Origin of the sequence: Acinetobacter sp. P1(2023) (genome assembly GCF_028367635.1) — a bacterium.
GTDB classification, from domain to species: Bacteria; Pseudomonadota; Gammaproteobacteria; order Pseudomonadales; family Moraxellaceae; genus Acinetobacter; species Acinetobacter pittii_E.
In genome coordinates, this window is the sequence record NZ_JAQNDD010000004.1 from 96,884 (window position 1) to 116,913 (window position 20,030).

Consider the following 20,030-nt stretch of genomic DNA (forward strand, 5'->3'; position numbering starts at 1 on the left):
GCTTAAGTTAACCATATTCAGCAAAATTCAGCTAGTTCAGTTATATAAAAAACGCAAGATCTTGCATGTACAACACAAGAATATATACGTGAAAAATGAAGCATTCCTAGATACTTAAGTTTGGTAATCGAGGATGAACTTATGAATATTTTACTCTATGTTGCGGTGGTGTTGATTTGGGGAACAACATGGATTGGAATTGCCGTTCAGAGCCATTATGCAACACCCGTCGTCGCAATTTTATGGCGTTTTGCTATTTCAGCCTTATTACTGTGGGTTGTTTTACTATTTTCAGGAAAATTACAGCGAATTGCTTTAAAAGATCATTTGTTTTGTATGCTGCAAGGTCTATGTGTTTTCGGCCTAAACTTTATTTGTTTTTATACCGCCGTGAAATATGTAAACAGCGGTTTAGAGTCTGTCATTTTTTCGATGGCTGTTTTCTTTAATGCCATTAATGCGCTTATCTTTTTTAAGCAAAAACCTTCACCAAATTTTGGTCCAGCTGCACTTTTAGGTTTAGGTGGCATCGTTTTACTCTTTTGGCATGATCTCATAAATAGCCAGTTTAATGCTCAGTTATTAATAGGTATTGGGCTATGTGCTATAGGCACTTATGGTTTTTCTCTAGGAAATATGATCAGTGTTAGGCATCAAAAACGTGGTCTAAATATCTTTTCAACAAACTGTTATGCCATGACGTATGGATCGTTAGTGATGTTAAGTTTAGCTTTATTTACTGGCCAAGATTTAATGCCTCCAATGAATTTTCCATTTTTAAGTTCGGTACTTTACTTGGCTGTATTTGGCACAGTTATTGGGTTCTCTGCTTATTTTTCTCTGGTTGGGAGAATTGGTGCTTCAAAAGCAGCATATAGCACGTTGCTCTTCCCTTTAGTTGCTCTAACTGTTTCTACCTTCTTTGAAGGATATGAGTGGACCTTAAATGCTGTATTTGGAATTTTATTAATCTTACTTGGCAACTACCTAATGTTTAGTAAGTTTGAAATTGGAAAAAAGTTATTTAATAGTCAAAAAAATTGTGAGAAGCAGGCATAAAAGCCTGCTTTTTATAAATCATAATTAATTTTAGCAGCTCATTTTTAGCATCAACTCGAAATCTTTTAAAGCCGCGGCGGCTGTAGCTAATGGTGCAGATGCTCCTCCACTTACAACAAGCTCACCCATTTCTTGAGTTAACACTCGAATGCATTTATTAGAACCTTGCAGATGAGCAAAAGAATGATTTACCGGAACTAACCTTAATTCAACACCTGTTTGAATTTGCAGATTTTTATTATGAATAAAACCCACCAAACGAGGAATTAGATTTTCTTTTTTCCAATCACGAATATGATCGGCAGTCACATGGCTAATTCCTTGTCTTGGAATATCTTGAATTTTTACATCAGCTCCCAAAACAGTATTTGCCAATATCGTAATTTTGGCAGCGGTATCCCATCCATCTACATCGAAAGAGCTGTCAGGTTCTGCAATCCCTTTTGCTTGAGCTTTTCCAAGAGATTCTGCAAACGCACATTCATGTTGCAACATATCATTTAAAATAAAATTTGTGGTTCCGGTAAAGACACCTTCTATTTCTAAAATTTGACAGCCAGCCAAGTTATATTCAAATAAATCAACAGTTGGTAAAGCCGCAGCAGTGGCACCACTAAAAAATAGTTTTTTATTGTGCTGATGTGCCAAGTTAATTAATTTTTTACCATCTACGACTAGAGCACCTTTAGATACTGCAATCGCATTCATGTTATGTGTTAAAGCATAATTTAAATAAAATAGTCCTTTTCCACCTGTCACATAGTCACTTGGCCCTGTCTCAATAATGACATCTGCTTGAACCTGTTGTAAAAACTTTTGCTCAGTTAGGCCTGCTTGATACTGTGTTTTATCTAGCCCCTTGGCAGCTTGTAAACCTTCTTGATCAATTAAGCCTGATGATGAGTTGCAGACACCCACTAAACGGACATCAATTTGATATTTTTGTTGATAGTATGTCGATCGATTTAAAAGAAGCTCTGCAATTTGTTGCCCAATCCGTCCAAAACCACAAATTGCCACGTTAATTCGCTTCATATCGCTTTCTCAAAAATTTATATGGTTTAAACCAAATTTCCAAAGATAATTTTAACATCTCATCTTTGGAAAATTGCTATTTATAGAGAAGGTTAAAATACTATATTGTTTAGATATTTGTTAGATTAACAATCTTAATGACCATATAAATTGCGACAGCAAAAACCATTAAAGCAAAGACTTTTTGCACGATTGCAGACGGAATAAAACGAATAGCTCTGCGTCCTAATAACATACCAAATGCACATGCGAGTGCAAACGCACTGGTAATGGCTACTGGATAGTGAAAACCCTCTGCAATATGCATCACAATGCTTATCCCACTAATGAGAAAAATAATCATAAGTGAGGTTGCAACAATGCTATGCATATCCAAATTTGTGACTTTTCTAAGCGCTGGCACAATTACAAAGCCACCACCAACTCCTAACATTCCAGTTAAAAGCCCAGCAATAATTCCGATACTTGCAAGAACGCTTCCCGTTTTAAAATTCCAGATAAATCGTCCTGTACTTGGGTTGACCTGACACGGCGGGTTATGAAAGTCTGATACTCTGTTACTAATAAGTCGATAACCTACTGTAAACATGACCAAGCTAAACATTAACATGAGCCAAACAGGTGAAATCGCGTTGGCTATTAAAATGCCAATATGTGCCATAGGAGCACCAATTATGGCAATCCAGATTGCAGCACGATAACGAACTATCTTTTTAAATAAACCTTCAATGGTGCCAATGAGTGTAGATAGTGCAACTGCCAACAATCCAATCGGCGCAGCTTGAGCTACACTCCAACCTTGACTGGTCATGAGCGCAGGTACGGCAAGAATACCGCCACCTGCACCAGTGAGACCAAGTAAAAAGCCAATCACGATGCCTTCAACGACAAGTAATAACATATCAAAAGCCTAAAATTGCATATACATCATTTGCAGTAGACTGCTGGTTAATGGGGGAGTAAGTTCTCGTCTTCTTGCGAAGCTTCAACCGCTTGTTAGGGTAAAGGTTGCTTTATTTATCCTCTTCCGCTCAAGCAAAGCTTTCGCCTTGCGCTCGTACAAAGCGTTGCTTTACTTATCCTCTTAACTCGAACATAGTTCTCGTCTTGCGCTCGGGTAAAGCGTTGCTTTACTTATCCTCGCTCAGGTTTGACCATCCATTCGCGGCCTTTGAGCATGCCTTGCCAATAAATCGGCGGTAAAATTTGCTCTTTAAGCAACCAAGCCAAACGAGATGGTTTTTGCCCATCAATCACCCATTTCGGAAAACTAGGAAGTAGTTTGCCGCCGTAACCAAACTCAGCTAGAACGATTTTTCCACGCTCTACGGTAAGTGGACATGAGCCATAGCCATTGTATTCACAGAAGTTCTGCTCACCTTTGAGCTGGGCGATCACATTTACAGCAACGATTGGAGCTTGTGCTCGTGCCGCAGCAGCAGTTTTGGCATTAGGCGCATTCATCACGTCGCCTAATGCAAAAATATTGGTATGTTCTGTGTGTTGTAAAGTTTGAGGATTCACACTGACCCAGCCTGCTTCATCAGTAAGTGTGCTGGCACGAATAAAGTCCGGAGCTTGTTGCGGTGGAACAACATGCAGCATGTCAAAATCTGTTTCGACCAATGCTGCATTTTCATCGTTCACTACCTTAAACCATGCTTTTTTTGCAGGCCCATCTACTTTGACAAGTTGATGGTTAAAGTGCAGTTCAGAACCATATTTTTCGACATATTGCATTAGTGCAGGTACATACTCCTTCACACCAAATAAAACACCGCCGCTGTTATAAAAATGAAGAGAGATATCTTTGAGTTTGCCTTGCTTTAACCAGTGGTCGGCTGAAAGGTACATTGCTTTTTGAGGAGCACCGGCGCATTTAATTGGCATAGGCGGCTGGGTGAAAATCGCCTTTCCATCGTTTAGCTGTTGCACCAGTTCCCAGGTGTACGGCGCTAAATCATAACGATAGTTAGACGTCACCCCATTCTTACCTAAGGTTTCAACTAAACCTTCAATTCCATGCCAATTCAGTTTTAAACCGGGACAGATGACCAGTGCCTTATATTGAATGGGTTGGCATCCTTCCAAAATAACCTGACTATGCTCAGGGTCGAATCCAGCAACGGCAGCTTTCATCCATTTCACTTTTGAAGGAATCACACTTGCCATAGAGCGTGCGGTTACTTGTGGTTTAAAAATACCAGCCCCTACCATGGTCCAGCCGGGTTGATAATAATGAGTATCGGCCGGATCAATAATGACAATATCTAAATGAGGTTCACGAGACAGTAAGCTCGATGCAACAGAAATTCCTGCAGCCCCAGCACCCACAATCACAACGCTATAACAAGGAATAGTGGCTGGTTCGTGGTCACGTTTTAAAATACGTGGCACTAGGCCTTTTAAGTTAAATCCAAGCTTATTACCCGCTTCAACTAACAATGCTGCATCTTGTGGAGCAACTTCGGCCAAAGCCCATAAACTAATTGCACGCATACCAGAACGGCAATAAGCTAAAACAGGTTTTTGGGCATTCTGATAAAGTTGCTTAAACTCGGCAACTTGCTGATCAGTAATTTTTCCACTGGTAACAGGCTGATAGATTACATTTAGGCCATATCGCTGAGCTGCTTCTTCAATTTCAATTATATTGGGTTGGTCTGCACCTTCTCCATCTGGTCGATTACATATCAGAGTTTTTACTCCCTGCTCTACAATTTTTTCGACCTCATCGGCAGTAATCTGGCCAGCAACATAAAAATCTTGATTAACTTGTTTAAGTTCCATATTGCCACCTTATGATTGTGAGATTGAGCCACAAGCCTGATTGGCAGGAAGTGCTTTATCAATTTGTTTTGGATATGGCAGATTTAGGTTATTCATCAATTTAATAAAATCTTCGCGCGAGCGGTTTTGACCTAGGCGTGAGTTATTTAAACGTTCATAACCAATTGTTGAAGATAAACGACCTTTATAATCATGGCCCGGATACACAATAGTGTCGTCAGGCAGGCTGAAAAGTTGTTTATGAATACTGTCATAAAGTGTGCCTGCATTACCTTGTTGGAAATCAGTTCGACCGCAACCATCAATTAATAATGCATCGCCCGTGAAAACCATGTTTTCAACTAAATAACTCGTACAAGCATTGGTATGACCTGGTGTATAACGCGCTTCAATACTGAGGTTACCGACTTTAAGCATGCAACCATTTGTGATTAAAATATCTCCACAACTTACATCTGAGTTTCGGTGTAAAACTGATTTGCAATGGAAACGTTCACGAAGCAAATTCGCAGCAGTAATATGGTCTGCATGAACATGAGTATCTAAGGTATAGATGAGCGTAAATTGATGCTGCTCTAATTCTTTTGCATAGATCTCTATGTCTGAAGCGACTGGATCAATTAAAATAGCCTCTCGTGTTTCTTCACACCCAAGCATATATGTATAAGTCGAACTTTCCTGCTCAAAAAATTGCTTAAAGAACATGATTTATACCTTAATAATTTATTTCTTTCCTATATTTTGCAAATAAGGTGCCAATTATTTAAAATTTAATAATAAATATAAAAATCAAACAATTAAATCAATCAATGAAATTAAAGTTAGAAAACAAACGCAGCTTGATGTTCCCTTGAAACTCAAGTATGTTTCAATGAAACAATTGTGAAACACATGAAATGGCAAAGCTAAATTTTAAGTCAGAACAAGATTTTTTTATTTTATTTGAGCAATTAAAAGCTTTATTTCCAAATGCGAGTCTGTTTTTAGCAGACACAACGACTCAAGCAATTCATTATAAATTTAATACGGATGACATTTCTGTTGAGAGCATGGCAGCGCTTGCTCAAGACCATCACAATCAATATCTTGAAATCAATACTCCTAAAATGAGAAAGCGATTTATCTATCAAGAACATGATATTTATATTGCGGAGCATCATATTATTGGAAAGCTACATATTTTACAGCCGATTAGCAATGAAAATGACCTTGCAGAACCGTTAGAAATAACAGGGCAATTAAAAGACTTGGCTAAAGTTTTCAATAGTTGCTCACCAGAAATGGCTCGTATGTTTTCAATAATTCAAAGAGTCGCTATTACTGAGTTTCCAGTGCTTGTTCGCGGTGAATCTGGTAGCGGCAAAGAACTGGTGGCACAGGCAATTCATGATTATAGCCAACGTAAAAATAAGATTTTTGTAGTGATTAACTGTGCAGCTTTAAATTCTAATATTTTAGAAAGTGAACTCTTTGGGCATGTGAAAGGTGCTTTTACGGGAGCAATTCGTGACCATAAAGGTGTGTTTGAACGTGCCGCTGGTGGAACGCTGTTTCTGGATGAAATTGCCGAGATTCCTTTAGAGCTTCAAGCTAAATTATTACGGGTATTAGAAACAGGTGAATTTACGCCTGTAGGTGGTGAAAAACCGATTCAAGCCAATGTCCGAATTATTACCGCAACACATAAAGCTTTACGCGAAGAAGCCAAAGCTGGGCGTTTCCGTCATGATTTGCTCTACCGTTTGCGTGTGATTCCAATTTTTATACCACCACTCAGAGAGCGAAAAGTTGATATTCCACTGATTGTCGATCAAATTTTAAAAGAAAGCTCCACTCAACTCGACACAATGCCTCGTCATGTTAATCAAAAAGCCATGCAAGTTTTATTGAATTATGACTGGCCGGGAAATGTTCGTGAGCTAAAAAACACCCTGCTTTATGCGTTAACCATGGCAAATGGTAAGGATGAAATTGAAGTCGAAGACTTACCAAATGAACTCTTAAATGCTGAAGATTACGTTAAATTGCCTGAGACAAATACAGAACTTACCCCTGAAAATGTACAAGCTGCTTTAGAAAAATATAACCATAACCTGAATATGGTCGCGAATATTTTTGGTATTAGCCGTACAACGCTTTGGCGCTATAGACAAAAGCATAAGCTTTAGCTAGGTATTTAGCTCGTCTAAGGCGTATCATATTGCACTTGGTTAGGTTCGTTAGTTCAAAGGCTTTATATGATTGTTCGTGATAAAAGCAATGTATTTAAACTTTTATTTGCTTGGAAAGGAACAATTTTACCGAAGGTCTTGCCAGCACTGAGTTTTGTTGTACTTATTTCAGCCTGTGTGGTCTGGCTTTCTTATTATCATTGGATTCAAATTCCTACCGTACCCGCGATTGGATTTACAATATTTGGTGTGATTCTGTCAATTTGTACAGGTTTTAGAAATAATGCGTGTTATGACCGATGGTGGGAAGGCCGCAAACTTTGGGGTGCTTTAATTGCCAATGCCAGACATATTGTTAGAGATAGTCATGTTCTATCTAATGAACAACGTGAACATTTAATTCACCAGGTCTTAATTTTTAGTAATTTATTGCGTGATCGACTGCGTCAACAAACAGTCGAACCCACAAAATTTCTTGAACATGCTTATTTAAATAATTCTTCACTTAATTATTTAAATGAGCATATTAATGCCCCTCAGTTTGTACTTGAAAATATTCAAAAAGATTTAGTTAAAATACTCAAAGATGGTGAAATTAGTGACATTATCTATAGCACTTTAAATCGACATATTGTTGAGTTAGGCAATATCCAAGCAGGTTGTGACCGAATTGCTGGGACACCTTTACCCTATTCATATTCAGTACTCTTGCACCGTGCCGTTTACTGCTTCTGTTTCATATTACCGTTTAGCCTTGAAGCAGCTTTAGGTATTTGGACACCACTTATTGTCGGCTTAATCGCTTATATGTTTTTAGGTTTAGATGCCTTAAGTGCTCAAATTGAAGAACCCTTTGGTTTGCAAGAAAATGATTTACCGCTCGATTCAATTGTACGTTTGATTGAGCGAGAGTCTCTAAGCTCTTTAGGGCAGCCATTACCGCCTATTATTGAAGCCCAAGACAATAATTTACTTTAATAAAAAAAGAGCGAATCATCGCTCTTTTTTATAGGTTTAAGTATCTATTTAGGGCTGTACGATAATCTTAACGGCTGACTCATTGTTATGAATTAAGGTTTCAAAACCTTGTGAAATCAAATCATCAAGTTGAATACGCTGTGTAATAAAAGGTTCAAGATTTATTTTACCTTCTTCAACCAGTTTAATCGTTTCTTGATGGTCATTTACATAGGCAATTGTGCCGCGTACATCAAGCTCTTTCATCACCACACTATGCACATTAATTGATGCTGGGTGGCTCCAAATCGAAACAATAACAATAACGCCGGTTGGTTTGACTGCTGCAACCAAAGTATCTAATACTTTGTTAACACTACTACATTCAAACGCGACATCGACGCCATCGCCATTAGTAATTTTCATGACCTCAGAAACAACATCAACTTCTGACGGGTCTAAAATATAATCTGCGACTCCCGAATCTTTGGCCTTTTCTTTACGTTTTGTACTCAGCTCGGTAATGATGACCTTAAGACCTTTCGCTTTTAAAATTGCTGAAAGCAGCAAACCAATTGGGCCCGCACCACCTACCAGTGCAATATCACCAGCCTTTGCACCACTACGCACATAGGCATGATGACCAACCGACAAAGGTTCAATTAAGGCTGCCTGATCGAGCGGAATTTTATTGGAAATTGGATGCACCCAACGGCGTTTAACCGCAATTTTTTCCGATAAACCACCACCACGACCACCTAAACCAATAAAGTTCATATTTTTGGAAAGATGATAATTATCGCCCGGTCCAGTCGGCACATCATCGGCCACAATATAAGGCTCTACGACGACATGTTGACCAATTTCAATGTCATCAACACCTTCACCTACAGCATAGACCACACCTGAAAATTCATGTCCCATAGTAATCGGTGCAGATTCACCTGAAATAGGATGCGGATGTCTACAAGGTGGAATAAAAATTGGCCCTTCCATAAACTCATGTAAATCTGTACCACAAATTCCACACCAAGCTACCTCAATGCCTACAGTGCCGGCAGTGACTTCTGGTTCAGGGATATCTTCAATGCGAATATCGCCTCTGTCATAAAAACGCGCTGCTTTCATTATTATCTCCCTCAAATCAGGATGTTGTTTTAGCGATAGACAATGCCGCCGTCCGTTAAAATGGATTGACCCGTAATATAGTCCGAATCTTCGCTCGCCAGAAAAGCAACTAAAGCGGCTACATCATCTGGTGTTTGGGCTCTACCTAAGGCAATACCTTCCACATATTTTTTATAAGTTTCACCAATTGCAGCACCCGTAATTTCAGCAAAACGTTTATCGATTTCAACCCACATGTCCGTTCCGACAATTCCGGGGCAATATCCATTTACCGTAATACCGTGACTGGCATATTCTTTAGCCGCGGCTTGGGTAAGTGCTCGTACTGCAAATTTGGTTGCCGAGTAAATACCGAGTAAAGCAAACCCATCATGCCCAGCAATTGAACAAGCATTAATGATTTTACCTTTATGTAGGCGTTGCTTAAATTTCGCAGCTGCAGCCTGTATGCCCCACAGTACTCCACCAATATTGATATCAACAATTTTTTGAAATTCATCAGGTGTGATATCCGCAATCGCTTGAACTTGTGCAATTCCAGCATTATTAATCATGATATCAAATCCACCAAGGGCCTGCTCAGCATGATTTATAGCAGCATACACTTGCTCGCGGTCACTGACATCAGCAATAAATGTGCTCGCATTTACACCTAAAGCCTGAATTTCCTGCTGCACATCATTCAATCGATCTTGTTTCATATCAACTAATGCAATATGTGCCCCTTCTTGCGCCAAGCGCAGGGCAATCCCACGGCCAATGCCTTGAGCTGCCCCTGTGACTAAAGCGACCTTATTTTTTAATCCCTTAACCATGTTCAACTCCTGTAAATGCAGAATTTCTACATATGAATCGCTCGTTGCATTGAAGCCAGAATGGACTCATGCATGGCTTCTGATAATGTTGGATGCGGGAAAATCACTTGAGCTAAGCTTTCATCAGTTGCTTCTAGATATTTAGCAATTGCAAAGCCTTGAATGTGTTCAGTCACTTCATGGCCTACCATATGTGCACCAAGTAGTTCGCCCGTCTCTGCATGTATCACCGTTTTAACGAAACCTGACGCATCTCCAATTGCCAAAGCTTTGCCATTCGCAGTTAAAGAAAACTTGCCAGTTCGTATAGGCAAATTCTTAGCTTTTGCTGCATTTTCAGTTAAACCAATACTCGCCACTTGTGGATGCGTAAAAATACAACCCGGGATTTGGCTACGATCGAGTGAATGGACGTTTGCTACACCAGCAATTTTCTCGACACATATCATGGCTTCATGGCTTGCTTTGTGGGCAAGACACGGTGCTCCAGCAACATCCCCAATGGCATAAAGTCCTGCTACGTTGGTTTTACAATAGTCATCAATTGCCACAAAACCTTGTGGATTGAGTTCCACACCTAAACGTTCCAGCCCTAGCCCCGTAGTATTAGGCTGTACACCAATTGCCGAAAGTACACGGTCAAAAACAAGCGTTTGAACATCATTTGCCGTTTCAACTACACAGTGAACTTGACCATTTTCAATTTGAATGCTTTGAACGACAGCATCGGTTAAGACTTTCATACCTTTTTGTTCAAATTGTTTTCTGACAAATTGGGCAACTTCCGCATCTTCAGTTGGTAAAATCTGCTTGGCTAAATCAATAAGCGTGACCTGACAACCCAAGTCTTGATAAAGGCTAGCAAACTCGCTACCAATTGCACCCGAACCCACAACCAGTAAGCTTTTTGGTAACTGCTCTGGCACAAGCGCTTCTTTATAGCTCCACACGTACGTTCCATCGACAGGAAGCTGAGGAACATGTCGAGCTTTAGCTCCAGTTGCCAAAATAATATGGGGTGCACTCAAAGCCTGGCTTTTACCTTGAGCATCGGTCACTTCAATTTTTTCTTTAGCCGTAAGCTGAGCACGACCATTAAACACAGTTACTTGATTCTTTTTAAGCAAGTAATCAATGCCTTGTACTAACTGAGCTGATACTTGGCGGCTATGTTGCACAAGCTTTTGAATATCAAAATCGAGCTGGGATACCTGAAACCCAAACTGTCCGGCATGTTTAAACTGAGTTGCAAGCTCTGCCCCTGCAAGCAAAGCTTTAGTTGGAATACAGCCCCAGTTTAGGCAAATTCCGCCTAAATGTTGTTCTTCTACAATTGCGGTTTTTAACCCGAGCTGGGCTGCACGAATTGCAGCCACATACCCACCCGGTCCCGCGCCAATCACAATTAAATCAAATTGAGCTTCTGACATGCGGGTTCTCCTACACCAAAATTAAAGCAGGGTTTTCAACAAACTGCTTAAAGCTGGCCAAGAATTTCGCCCCAACTGCACCATCAATGACTCGGTGATCGCATGACAAAGTCGCTGTGACAATCTCACGAACCACTACATTGCCATTTTCAACAACAGCGCGAGATTCAGAAGCACCTAATGCCATAATTGCACCTTGCGGTGGGTTAATAATGGCATCGAACTGTTTAATGCCTAACATTCCTAAATTTGAAATGCTAAAGCTGCCGCCTTGAAACTCATCAGGTTGTAACTTGCCAGTCTTGGCACGCGTTGCCAAATCACGCATGTCATCGGAAATTTGTGCCAACGATTTTTGATTCGCCGCTTTCACAATGGGTGTAATTAAACCGTTTGGAATTGCCACAGCTACTGAAATATCTGCTTGAGAAAACTGTAAAATTGATTGAGTCGCCTCATCAAATTGAACATTCACCTCAGGTACTTTAATGAGTGCTGCTGCAGCTGCCTTAATTAACATGTCATTAATAGAAAGCTTCACCTGTGGCACAGTTTCATTAATTTGCTTACGTAGTTTTTGCATAGCTTCTACGTTTAGATCGACTACTAGGCGGAAATGCGGTGCATTACGTTTTGCAGCCTGTAACCGTGAAGCAATCGCTTTACGCATACCATTCATCGCCACAGTTGTAACGGTCGACTGTGGCTGAGCAACAGCACATTGAGCAGATTGTTCATTTACCGACGTTGGGTTATTGCGATAATAAACTGCTTCAACATCTTCTTTACAAACTCGGCCACGAGTACCTGAAACACGGCAGTCATTTAAGTTAATGCCCCATTGTTTTGCTAAACGACGTGCTACAGGCGTCGCTGAAACTCGGCTATCGTCGGCAGTAGATTTAACTACTTTAGCTTGAGTTTGCTGTTTAATATCAGGCCACTGACCTCCAGCAGCCTGCACAGCTTTCTGGATGTCTTGAACACTAATACGTCCTTCACGGCCAGAACCTGTGACTTTCGCTAAGTTCACATTATACTTTTCAGCAAGTTTTAACGCATGCGGTGTTGTAAACAACTCATCAGATGTTTGATAACCTTGTAATAACTCGGGTACAGCGTAGTCACCTTTAGCAGCCTTTACTGGAACTGGAGCACTTGCAGCTATAGACTGTGGTTGTTCTGCTTTTTCAGCAACAGGTGCAGATGTTTCCGCTTTACTCTGTTCCGAAGATGCTTCAGGGGCTTTAGCTGCTGAACCACCTAGTGATGCAATAAACGTTTCAATTTCTGCATCAGAAACTTCACTTTCAGCACATACCGCAATAAGCCCACCGACCGGTAAAGTCTCACCATCTTTTGCTAAAATTTTACGGAGCGTTCCTGCAAAAGGCGCTTCTAATACATTGACGATTTTTGTGGTTTCAATTTCACAAATTTCATCGCCTTTATTAAAGCTATCACCTTCTTTAATCAACCATTGGGCAATCGTGCCTTCTTCCATGGATAATCCCCATTTCGGGATCTCCAACGTTTTAATTTCGCTCATCCTAAGCCTCCAATGTTTTTCGCACAGCTTGCTCAATACGCTCTACACTTGGAATCCATTCTTTTTCTAAAACCGGAGAGAATGGAACAGGCGTATGTGGTGGCGTTACGAGTTCAACAGGTGCTTTTAAATAGTGGAAACCTTTTTGTGCGATCAGTGCAGCAACATCATGCCCAAAGCCACAGCGTGCCGCTGATTCGTCCACAATAACCACACGTCCAGTCGATGCAACAGACTCTAAAATTCCTTCTTCATCCAGAGGTGAAATTGTACGAGGGTCTACCACTTCAACTGAAATACCATCTTTTGCCAATTTATCCGCTACTTCATTGGCACGGTGTACCATTAACCCTAAAGCAATAATGGTCACATCTGTCCCTTCACGGGTGTAATTTGCTACACCAAATGGAATGGTATAGGCATCATCTGGAACTTCACCTTTAATGTCATAAAGCATTTTATGCTCACAGAACACCACAGGGTCGTCATCTCGAATAGCCTGAATTAATAGCCCTTTCACATCATATGGGCTAGATGGAACTACAACTTTTAAGCCCGGAACCGCAGCAAATACGTTATATGGTGACTGAGAATGCTGAGCTGCCGCAGAAAAACCTGCGCCAATCATGCCGCGTACAACCATTGGTGCTTTTGCTTTTCCGCCGAACATATAACGGAACTTAGCGGCTTGGTTATAGAGCATGTCATGACACACGCCATAGAAATCCATAAACATTAAGTCAGCAACAGGACGTAAACCTGTAGCCGCAGCACCAGCGGCCATACCAATAATCGCTGATTCGGTAATTGGGGTATCAATAACACGTTCTGAACCAAATTCCGTCCATAAACCTTTGGTTACACCAAGTACACCACCGAAGCCTTCAAGCTCGTTCTCTTCGGTATTTTTGCCGCCATGGCCTCCGCGTACATCTTCACCAACCACAAAAACAGTTGGGTCGCGGCGCATTTCTGATTCAATGGCTTCTTTAATCGCATTACGAAAACTTTTATTTGGCATCTTTACTATTCCTTTAGTAAGAGACATAGACGTCAGTAAGGAGTTGTTCTGGTTGTGGGTATGCCGCAGCACGAGCTTTAGCAACAGCATCATCAACATTTGCTTTAGATGCTGCATCAATCTCGTCTAGTTTGGCTTCATCAATTTTGCCTTTGACTTTTTCTCGGAAAATTTTCAAAGGATCTTTATTTTCTTTGATGAATTCGACTTCTTCTTTAGAGCGAATCAAGCCCGGGTCACCTTCAAAGTGGCCATAAAAGCGGTTCGTAATGGTTTCAATCACACTTGGACCTTCACCACGACGTGCACGTTCAATAGCAGTTTGGGCCGCTTCATAAACTGCAAAGAAATCGGTACCATCAACTTTAACTGCTGGTAAACCAAAACCAGCTGCACGACCCGCAATATCCTTACTTCCTACCGCGTAATCATGGCCCGTTCCTTCACCAAAACCGTTATTTTCGAAAACAAAAATGACTGGAAGTTTAAGAACAACAGCCATGTTCATTGCTTCAAAGGTCAAGCCTTGGTTTGAGCCGCCATCACCTGTAAAAGACAGTCCAACGCCACCAGTTTTTAAGGTTTTTGCTGTCAACGCTGCACCAATTGCTAATGGAGGCCCGCCGCCCACAATTCCGTTGGCACCGAGCATACCTTTATCCAAATCGGCAATATGCATAGAACCGCCTTTTCCACGGCACAGTCCGTCATCTTTACCGAAAATTTCCAGCATCATGGCGTGAATGTCACAACCTTTTGCAATACAGTGCCCATGTCCACGATGGGTTGAAGTGATATAGTCTTTGTCGGTTAGGTTTTCACAAATACCAACTGCAACAGCTTCTTCTCCACTGTATAGGTGAATAAAACCTGGAATATCACCATTGGTATTTTCTTCGTGAAGTCGATCCTCAAATTCACGAATATCACGCATGCGTTTATATGCTGCGAGTAATTGCTCTTCCGTTAATTGCATATCCTTTTCCTTTATTATCTTGATTTTAAAAGTTCAACCAAGTTTCAAGCGAAAATCTAATTCGCCATAAATACTTAAATCTAAAATCAAGAATTAATCTATTAGACTAAAAAGTTTTTATTTAAAATAAACTTAATTAATTTTTTAATTTCAAAAACTTAACCCATAAAAATAATTTAAAAAAATTTTTATAATTTTCATTATGTTGCAAAACAAACCTTTAACCAACCTTTCTTATTTTATAATACTCGCCACACCCTGTGTATTTAATTAATTGCGACTTATTAATATGATTTAAATAAGTTGTTAAATTAAAAAAACAGGAGTTTAAATAATTTTTAAACAAAATGGAATTATTAATATGGATTTTAAAAGACAAGCAGAAACTGGTATTAAATTAAGAGGAGCAGATAAAGTCGCTCGCATTCCTATTAAAATTTTACCTACAGAAGAGTTACCCACTAAACCGGATTGGATTAGAGCAAAAATAACCGATTTTGAAGAAATCAAACGGATAAAAAATTTGCTACGCCAACAAAAGTTGCATAGCGTTTGCGAAGAAGCAGCCTGTCCAAACTTACCCGAATGTTTTGGTGGAGGTACAGCTACATTTATGATTATGGGAGACATCTGTACTAGACGCTGCCCTTTTTGTGATGTCGCTCATGGTCGCCCAAAAGCTTTAGACGAAGATGAACCTAAACACTTGGCAGAAACAGTCGCAAACCTAAACTTAAAATATGTCGTGATTACCTCTGTTGACCGCGACGATCTACATGACGGTGGAGCTGCACATTTTGTAAAATGTATTGAAGAGATCAGAAAGCGTTGTCCAGAGACATTAATTGAGATTTTAGTACCAGATTTTCGTGGACGTTTAGAAACAGCGCTTTCAACTTTGAGTTTATCTCCACCAGATGTGTTTAATCATAATATTGAGACAGTGCCTCGTTTATATAAAGCGATGCGCCCTGGGTCAGACTATCAACATTCACTAGAGCTGCTAAAACGCTTTAAAGCGTATTGTCCCGATATCAAAACCAAATCTGGTCTAATGGTTGGGTTAGGAGAAATTGAGGCAGAAGTACTTGCTCTACTTAATGACTTAAAAGATTATCAAGTAGATCTTGTCACGATTGGTCAATATCTTCAGCCTTCAAAATCACATGCACCTATTCATCGGTTTGTAAATTTACAAGAATTTGAACGATATACTCGACATGGTAAACGATTAGGTTTTAAAAATATCTGGAGTGCACCGATGGTCCGTTCTAGCTATTTTGCCGATCGACAATATTTTGGAGAAGCAGCACCAAAACCTTTCAGCCGACAAGATGTCTTATCGTAAGGAATAGGCAATTAACAAAACTTATCCAATAGGCTAATGGTCAAGACCTATAAAATTATTTAAGGTAAGGAGATAACTAGGAAATAGTCACAATAAAAAAGTTATAACAGTTGAGCGGCTACGGATACGCCATTTCAATGATAAAGGAATTTCGATATGGATATGTCAGAACAATTATCATCGCCTTTTATAGACACTACTCCGTCCTTATTTCGGCCGGAATCTTCATCCCATTCTCAAAAATTAGGAAAGAAACCATCTCTTGACCTTGATGCAGCCCCTATTTTTGATCTTAATGAAGAATGGGAACATTCATTATTTGGTCGTTCGATTCATGAGTGTCATCGCAATTTAATGCATATTGCCGAAGATGCCGATATGGCAATTGGTGTGACTGATCCTCATGGCACTCTACTTTGGACATGGAGTAGCCATCCAATGCGCTCATCAGCCGAGCAAGTACACTTTGTTGAAGGTGGTCAGTGGTCTACTCAGGCTGTAGGACAAAATGCAATTGGTTTAGCATTGAATACTCACTCACCGAACTGCGTTTACTCACATGAAAACCAGATGAATAGTGTCAGGGATTGGGTGTGTTATGCCGCACCGATTACCGATACACATACTGGTCAATTTTATGGGATTATGAATTTATCGACTAAATCTCATAAGCATAATTCTCTTGGTCTTTTAGCCGTTGAAAGATGTGCAGATATTGTTAAACAAGCAATTCAGCTACATCAAAAAAATATTTTGTATATTAAGGCCTTTGGAACGCCCAAAGTTCAATATAACCAACACAGCCTTACATTGACTCAACGCCAGATTGAAATTCTATGTATTTTAACCCTTTGTCCCGAAGGGATTAATCTTGAAGAACTTCACTATGCTTTATATGGTGACCGGCCTGTAAGTACCACCACGTTAAAAGCAGAACTTTCTCAACTTAGAAATTTAATTCCAGGTGTCATTGAGTCACGGCCTTATCGACTTAACTGTGAAATTCAATGTGATTTTTTAATGGCAGAACAAGCATTAAATCTTGGTTTCACATCGACCACCCTTACACTCTATAGAGGAAGTTTTTTATCTAAATCAGAAAGTCCATTTTTATGTGCATGGAGAGATTGCTTTGATGCTCGCTTGAGTCATGTGATTTATCAAATTGAAGATATTGACCAACTATTACGAGTAGTCAGCCGTGTTCCGGACCGTGTAGATGCCGTTGAACGTTTGCTTGAATTATTACCCGAAGAAACACCTTATCGAACTAAGCTTTTAAAATTGCTTGAATAAAATAAAAGGGAGAATATCCATACGATATTCTCCCTTTTTTAAGTGAGATCAAGCAGAAGCCTGAAGCTGTACTTTATAGCAGTCGTCTAGGGCTAATTCATAATACCGCAGCCCTTCTTCGGCAGCATGAAATGCTTTTTGCTGCCAGTCAGGACGGTCATTACATAAGCGCTTAATCAGCTCCATAGCTTCATATGGATGAAGATCATCATAATGGGCATGAGCGCGCAGCCAAGCTAAAGAACGTTTATCAATCGTGACTTCAGGATGATTAGTATAGGTATGAATACCTTTATACACCTGAATTGACCAATCTCCAGTTGCCCATTCAATCGCCAAATTTGTTGCAGCAAGACATTCTGCCAAATTTCCACGATAACTCATATTCCATAGAAAATGGTTTACCGCATTCATTGCAGCTGGTGGACGTACATGATCAAGCTCATCGACAGTTAAACCAAAACCTCCAGCCCAATCGCGATACCATTTTAAGTGTCGCTCTTCTACCTTGATATTTTGGATTAACCAATCTCTTGCTTCTGTAACTCCAGGTTCAGAAAAACCTGTTGCTTTGCCTAATGCTCCAGCCATATACGACGGGAAATGGGCGACTAATGGATAGAAATTAAGTAAAGCATAACGGAAACTATCTAGGCTCAATCCCCCATTGGCCATTTCCGTAAAAAACGGATGTTTACTCACCCGTTCTTTCGCTGGTAACAGGTCGTCCCAGAACCGTTGTGACCATTCATTATGCGGTGTAATTTCTAAATTCATTCCATATTGATTTAGAGCAGTCATTGCTAATTTTCCTATTTATATGACAGCAATCATCTGTATTTCACGCTATAAGTCTATCCGAAAATGATAAAGATACAATCGTTAATCGACCATTTGTAACTTTTTTCGATGGATTGTGGATCTTTAGATAATTGTTCCGCTAATCATTGAAATGTCGTGATTTTTATCACATTTAACATAGATAAAAATCATTACTTTTTTAAAAAAACTGTATTATTATTTTCTATAAACCACACATTATATAATCAATATTTTTAGATGGAACTTTACTTAAAATAAGTCTCATTTTATGACAACTTCCAATATAGAGAGCATTAATTATGAAGTTGCAGGGTTCCAATATATTGGGACAGGAACAAATAGATTTATTAACCACGCGAGGTTTAAATTTCGTATGGTTTCCAAAGCAGCTTGAAACGATTTATCGTTTTCAATACCAAAACGGTGCTGCCTATGAGTTCCGCTATAGAGCGCCTATTATTTTAATATTATATATATTTTTAAGTTTTGGTATATATCAAGTATTGCCAACTGAGCAAGTTTTACCCTGGTTTAACTATTATTCTTGGGTCGGTGTAATTATTTTTATTGCTTGGATTTTATCATTTATTAAAAAATTAAATCAGTATTTTGATTATTATGTAGGAATTGGCTCAGCTTTAGCGGTAGCAATTACTTTTATTTTAATTAACGTTATAGAAAATGGACAAGAAAATGTTCTTTTTCATGCAGCGATGATGTATGCAATCGTCATTATTTATGGTGCTGTTGGTATGCGTTTCTATACCGCCATATTTGCTGGATGGATAGGAGGACTAGCTGGAATTTTAGTAAGTAACTACTTAAATGGTGTAATCGACTGGACTTTTCTGAACCGCACTTATACCTTTAGTAGTTTTCTAGGAATGACTCTCGCCTATGCAACTGACCGTCAGCACCGTGAAAACTATTTACAAAACTGCATGATCGAGCTAAACCGTATTGAGCTCATGCAACAAGCACAGCAACTTTCTTTACTTTCGCAGCAAGATGCACTTACAGGTTTAGCCAATCGCCGCTATTTAGATGAGACTCTTGATAATGAATGGCGACGCGCATTACGCCATGAAACACCACTCACCATCATGATGGTCGATATTGATTATTTTAAATCTTACAATGACACACTAGGACATATAAAAGGTGATGAATGTTTAAAAGAAATTGCAGTTGCAATTTCTTCTATTGCAGCTCGTAGTGGTGACTTAGTTGCTCGTTATGGTGGCGAAGAGTTCTTACTATTATTCCCAATGACAAATGCCCAACAAGCTTTAATACAGGTCGAGCGTTTAATGAATGCAATTAGTAAGATTGCGATTAAGCATCCATGTAGTGATGTTTCACCCTATGTCACCATTAGCGTTGGAGTCGCAACCACAATTCCACGACTAAATGACTCAATTTCTGCTTTTGTTGCACGAGCTGACCATGCATTATATAAAGCAAAAACGAATGGACGTAATCAATATAAGATTGCTGTAAATGAAGAACAAATTGTAGATTTAACTTAAAGAGTCAGAATAATATTGAGAATATTTTTTGATTAATAAATATATAATTTACTGTTTTGCACTCCTTGATTCGATTCAAAATGATAAGAAATCAATATTAGCTT

17 protein-coding genes are annotated in these 20,030 nt (G+C 39.5%); 6 read left to right on the forward strand and 11 right to left on the reverse strand.

Going from position 1 to position 20,030, the window contains the following annotated elements; all coding sequences use genetic code 11:
* Window positions 1-141: 141 nt before the first annotated feature.
* Window positions 142-1,059, forward strand: a complete 918-nt coding sequence (locus tag POD11_RS07460; RefSeq protein ID WP_016141093.1) for a DMT family transporter — start codon at window positions 142-144, stop codon at window positions 1,057-1,059.
* A 30-nt stretch (window positions 1,060-1,089) separates the two neighbouring features.
* Here the strand turns inward: POD11_RS07460 and POD11_RS07465 are convergent, their stop codons facing one another.
* The 4 genes from POD11_RS07465 to POD11_RS07485 all read right to left on the reverse strand — a co-directional run bounded on the left by POD11_RS07465 (window position 1,090) and on the right by POD11_RS07485 (window position 5,589).
* A complete protein-coding gene (locus tag POD11_RS07465) occupies window positions 1,090-2,094 on the reverse strand; it encodes a homoserine dehydrogenase (RefSeq protein WP_262456835.1) in 1,005 nt (334 codons plus the stop codon).
* Window positions 2,095-2,203: 109 nt separating this feature from the next.
* Complete coding sequence (locus tag POD11_RS07470; RefSeq protein WP_262456836.1) at window positions 2,204-2,995, reverse strand: sulfite exporter TauE/SafE family protein; 792 nt, start codon at window positions 2,993-2,995, stop codon at window positions 2,204-2,206.
* 233 nt (window positions 2,996-3,228) lie between these two features.
* Complete coding sequence (locus POD11_RS07475) at window positions 3,229-4,884, reverse strand: TIGR01244 family sulfur transferase (protein WP_334311809.1); 1,656 nt, start codon at window positions 4,882-4,884, stop codon at window positions 3,229-3,231.
* Between the two features lie 9 nt (window positions 4,885-4,893).
* Entirely contained in the window at window positions 4,894-5,589 is a 696-nt protein-coding gene (locus POD11_RS07485; RefSeq protein ID WP_262456837.1) for an MBL fold metallo-hydrolase, read from the reverse strand.
* Between the two features lie 191 nt (window positions 5,590-5,780).
* Between POD11_RS07485 and POD11_RS07490 the strand changes: the two genes are divergently transcribed.
* A complete protein-coding gene (locus POD11_RS07490) occupies window positions 5,781-7,052 on the forward strand; it encodes a sigma-54 interaction domain-containing protein (RefSeq protein WP_262456838.1) in 1,272 nt (423 codons plus the stop codon).
* Window positions 7,053-7,121: 69 nt separating this feature from the next.
* Window positions 7,122-8,033 (forward strand): bestrophin family protein, encoded by a 912-nt coding sequence (locus POD11_RS07495; protein WP_000637009.1) that lies wholly within the window; start codon window positions 7,122-7,124, stop codon window positions 8,031-8,033.
* Window positions 8,034-8,081: 48 nt separating this feature from the next.
* Here POD11_RS07495 and POD11_RS07500 read toward each other — a convergent pair whose 3' ends face one another.
* From POD11_RS07500 to POD11_RS07525, 6 genes are read right to left on the reverse strand one after another with little or no spacing between them, the layout of a single operon-like run.
* Complete coding sequence (locus tag POD11_RS07500; RefSeq protein ID WP_262456839.1) at window positions 8,082-9,140, reverse strand: 2,3-butanediol dehydrogenase; 1,059 nt, start codon at window positions 9,138-9,140, stop codon at window positions 8,082-8,084.
* A 29-nt stretch (window positions 9,141-9,169) separates the two neighbouring features.
* Window positions 9,170-9,955: an acetoin reductase gene (locus tag POD11_RS07505; protein ID WP_262456840.1), complete on the reverse strand. Its 786-nt coding sequence runs from the start codon at window positions 9,953-9,955 to the stop codon at window positions 9,170-9,172.
* Between the two features lie 26 nt (window positions 9,956-9,981).
* Window positions 9,982-11,385 carry a dihydrolipoyl dehydrogenase gene (gene lpdA, locus POD11_RS07510; protein ID WP_262456841.1) on the reverse strand — a complete coding sequence of 468 codons (1,404 nt, stop codon included), beginning with the start codon at window positions 11,383-11,385 and terminating at the stop codon, window positions 9,982-9,984.
* A gap of 10 nt (window positions 11,386-11,395) precedes the next feature.
* Window positions 11,396-12,934 carry a 2-oxo acid dehydrogenase subunit E2 gene (locus POD11_RS07515; protein WP_262456842.1) on the reverse strand — a complete coding sequence of 513 codons (1,539 nt, stop codon included), beginning with the start codon at window positions 12,932-12,934 and terminating at the stop codon, window positions 11,396-11,398.
* 1 nt (window position 12,935) lies between these two features.
* Entirely contained in the window at window positions 12,936-13,955 is a 1,020-nt protein-coding gene (locus POD11_RS07520; protein ID WP_001133051.1) for an alpha-ketoacid dehydrogenase subunit beta, read from the reverse strand.
* 13 nt (window positions 13,956-13,968) lie between these two features.
* Window positions 13,969-14,931, reverse strand: coding sequence for a thiamine pyrophosphate-dependent dehydrogenase E1 component subunit alpha (locus tag POD11_RS07525; RefSeq protein ID WP_031948248.1), 963 nt, complete (start codon window positions 14,929-14,931; stop codon window positions 13,969-13,971).
* Window positions 14,932-15,292: 361 nt separating this feature from the next.
* Here POD11_RS07525 and lipA point away from each other — a divergent pair, with 361 nt between their 5' ends.
* Complete coding sequence (lipA, locus tag POD11_RS07530) at window positions 15,293-16,279, forward strand: lipoyl synthase (protein ID WP_016141104.1); 987 nt, start codon at window positions 15,293-15,295, stop codon at window positions 16,277-16,279.
* A gap of 156 nt (window positions 16,280-16,435) precedes the next feature.
* On the forward strand, window positions 16,436-17,575 hold the full coding sequence (locus tag POD11_RS07535; protein WP_031948247.1) for a hypothetical protein: 1,140 nt from the start codon (window positions 16,436-16,438) through the stop codon (window positions 17,573-17,575).
* A 48-nt stretch (window positions 17,576-17,623) separates the two neighbouring features.
* On the opposite strand, the gene POD11_RS07540 is transcribed toward POD11_RS07535, so the two are convergent.
* Window positions 17,624-18,376 (reverse strand): TenA family transcriptional regulator, encoded by a 753-nt coding sequence (locus POD11_RS07540; RefSeq protein ID WP_016141106.1) that lies wholly within the window; start codon window positions 18,374-18,376, stop codon window positions 17,624-17,626.
* Between the two features lie 320 nt (window positions 18,377-18,696).
* Between POD11_RS07540 and POD11_RS07545 the strand changes: the two genes are divergently transcribed.
* Window positions 18,697-19,926, forward strand: a complete 1,230-nt coding sequence (locus POD11_RS07545) for a GGDEF domain-containing protein (RefSeq protein WP_016141107.1) — start codon at window positions 18,697-18,699, stop codon at window positions 19,924-19,926.
* The last annotated feature ends 104 nt before the right edge of the window (window positions 19,927-20,030 follow it).

Excerpts from the sequence above, each read along its gene's own strand:
- POD11_RS07460 (WP_016141093.1), top strand. The coding sequence starts at position 142 with ATGAATATTTTACTCTATGTTGCGGTGGTGTTGATTTGGGGAACAACA.
- POD11_RS07495 (WP_000637009.1), top strand. The coding sequence starts at position 7,122 with ATGATTGTTCGTGATAAAAGCAATGTATTTAAACTTTTATTTGCTTGG.
- POD11_RS07535 (WP_031948247.1), top strand. The coding sequence starts at position 16,436 with ATGGATATGTCAGAACAATTATCATCGCCTTTTATAGACACTACTCCG.
- POD11_RS07475 (WP_334311809.1), bottom strand. The coding sequence starts at position 4,884 with ATGGAACTTAAACAAGTTAATCAAGATTTTTATGTTGCTGGCCAGATT.
- POD11_RS07490 (WP_262456838.1), top strand. The coding sequence starts at position 5,781 with ATGGCAAAGCTAAATTTTAAGTCAGAACAAGATTTTTTTATTTTATTT.
- POD11_RS07540 (WP_016141106.1), bottom strand. The coding sequence starts at position 18,376 with ATGACTGCTCTAAATCAATATGGAATGAATTTAGAAATTACACCGCAT.
- POD11_RS07465 (WP_262456835.1), bottom strand. The coding sequence starts at position 2,094 with ATGAAGCGAATTAACGTGGCAATTTGTGGTTTTGGACGGATTGGGCAA.
- POD11_RS07520 (WP_001133051.1), bottom strand. The coding sequence starts at position 13,955 with ATGCCAAATAAAAGTTTTCGTAATGCGATTAAAGAAGCCATTGAATCA.
- POD11_RS07545 (WP_016141107.1), top strand. The coding sequence starts at position 18,697 with ATGAAGTTGCAGGGTTCCAATATATTGGGACAGGAACAAATAGATTTA.
- lpdA (WP_262456841.1), bottom strand. The coding sequence starts at position 11,385 with ATGTCAGAAGCTCAATTTGATTTAATTGTGATTGGCGCGGGACCGGGT.
- POD11_RS07525 (WP_031948248.1), bottom strand. The coding sequence starts at position 14,931 with ATGCAATTAACGGAAGAGCAATTACTCGCAGCATATAAACGCATGCGT.
- POD11_RS07505 (WP_262456840.1), bottom strand. The coding sequence starts at position 9,955 with ATGGTTAAGGGATTAAAAAATAAGGTCGCTTTAGTCACAGGGGCAGCT.
- POD11_RS07515 (WP_262456842.1), bottom strand. The coding sequence starts at position 12,934 with ATGAGCGAAATTAAAACGTTGGAGATCCCGAAATGGGGATTATCCATG.
- lipA (WP_016141104.1), top strand. The coding sequence starts at position 15,293 with ATGGATTTTAAAAGACAAGCAGAAACTGGTATTAAATTAAGAGGAGCA.
- POD11_RS07485 (WP_262456837.1), bottom strand. The coding sequence starts at position 5,589 with ATGTTCTTTAAGCAATTTTTTGAGCAGGAAAGTTCGACTTATACATAT.
- POD11_RS07500 (WP_262456839.1), bottom strand. The coding sequence starts at position 9,140 with ATGAAAGCAGCGCGTTTTTATGACAGAGGCGATATTCGCATTGAAGAT.
- POD11_RS07470 (WP_262456836.1), bottom strand. The coding sequence starts at position 2,995 with ATGTTATTACTTGTCGTTGAAGGCATCGTGATTGGCTTTTTACTTGGT.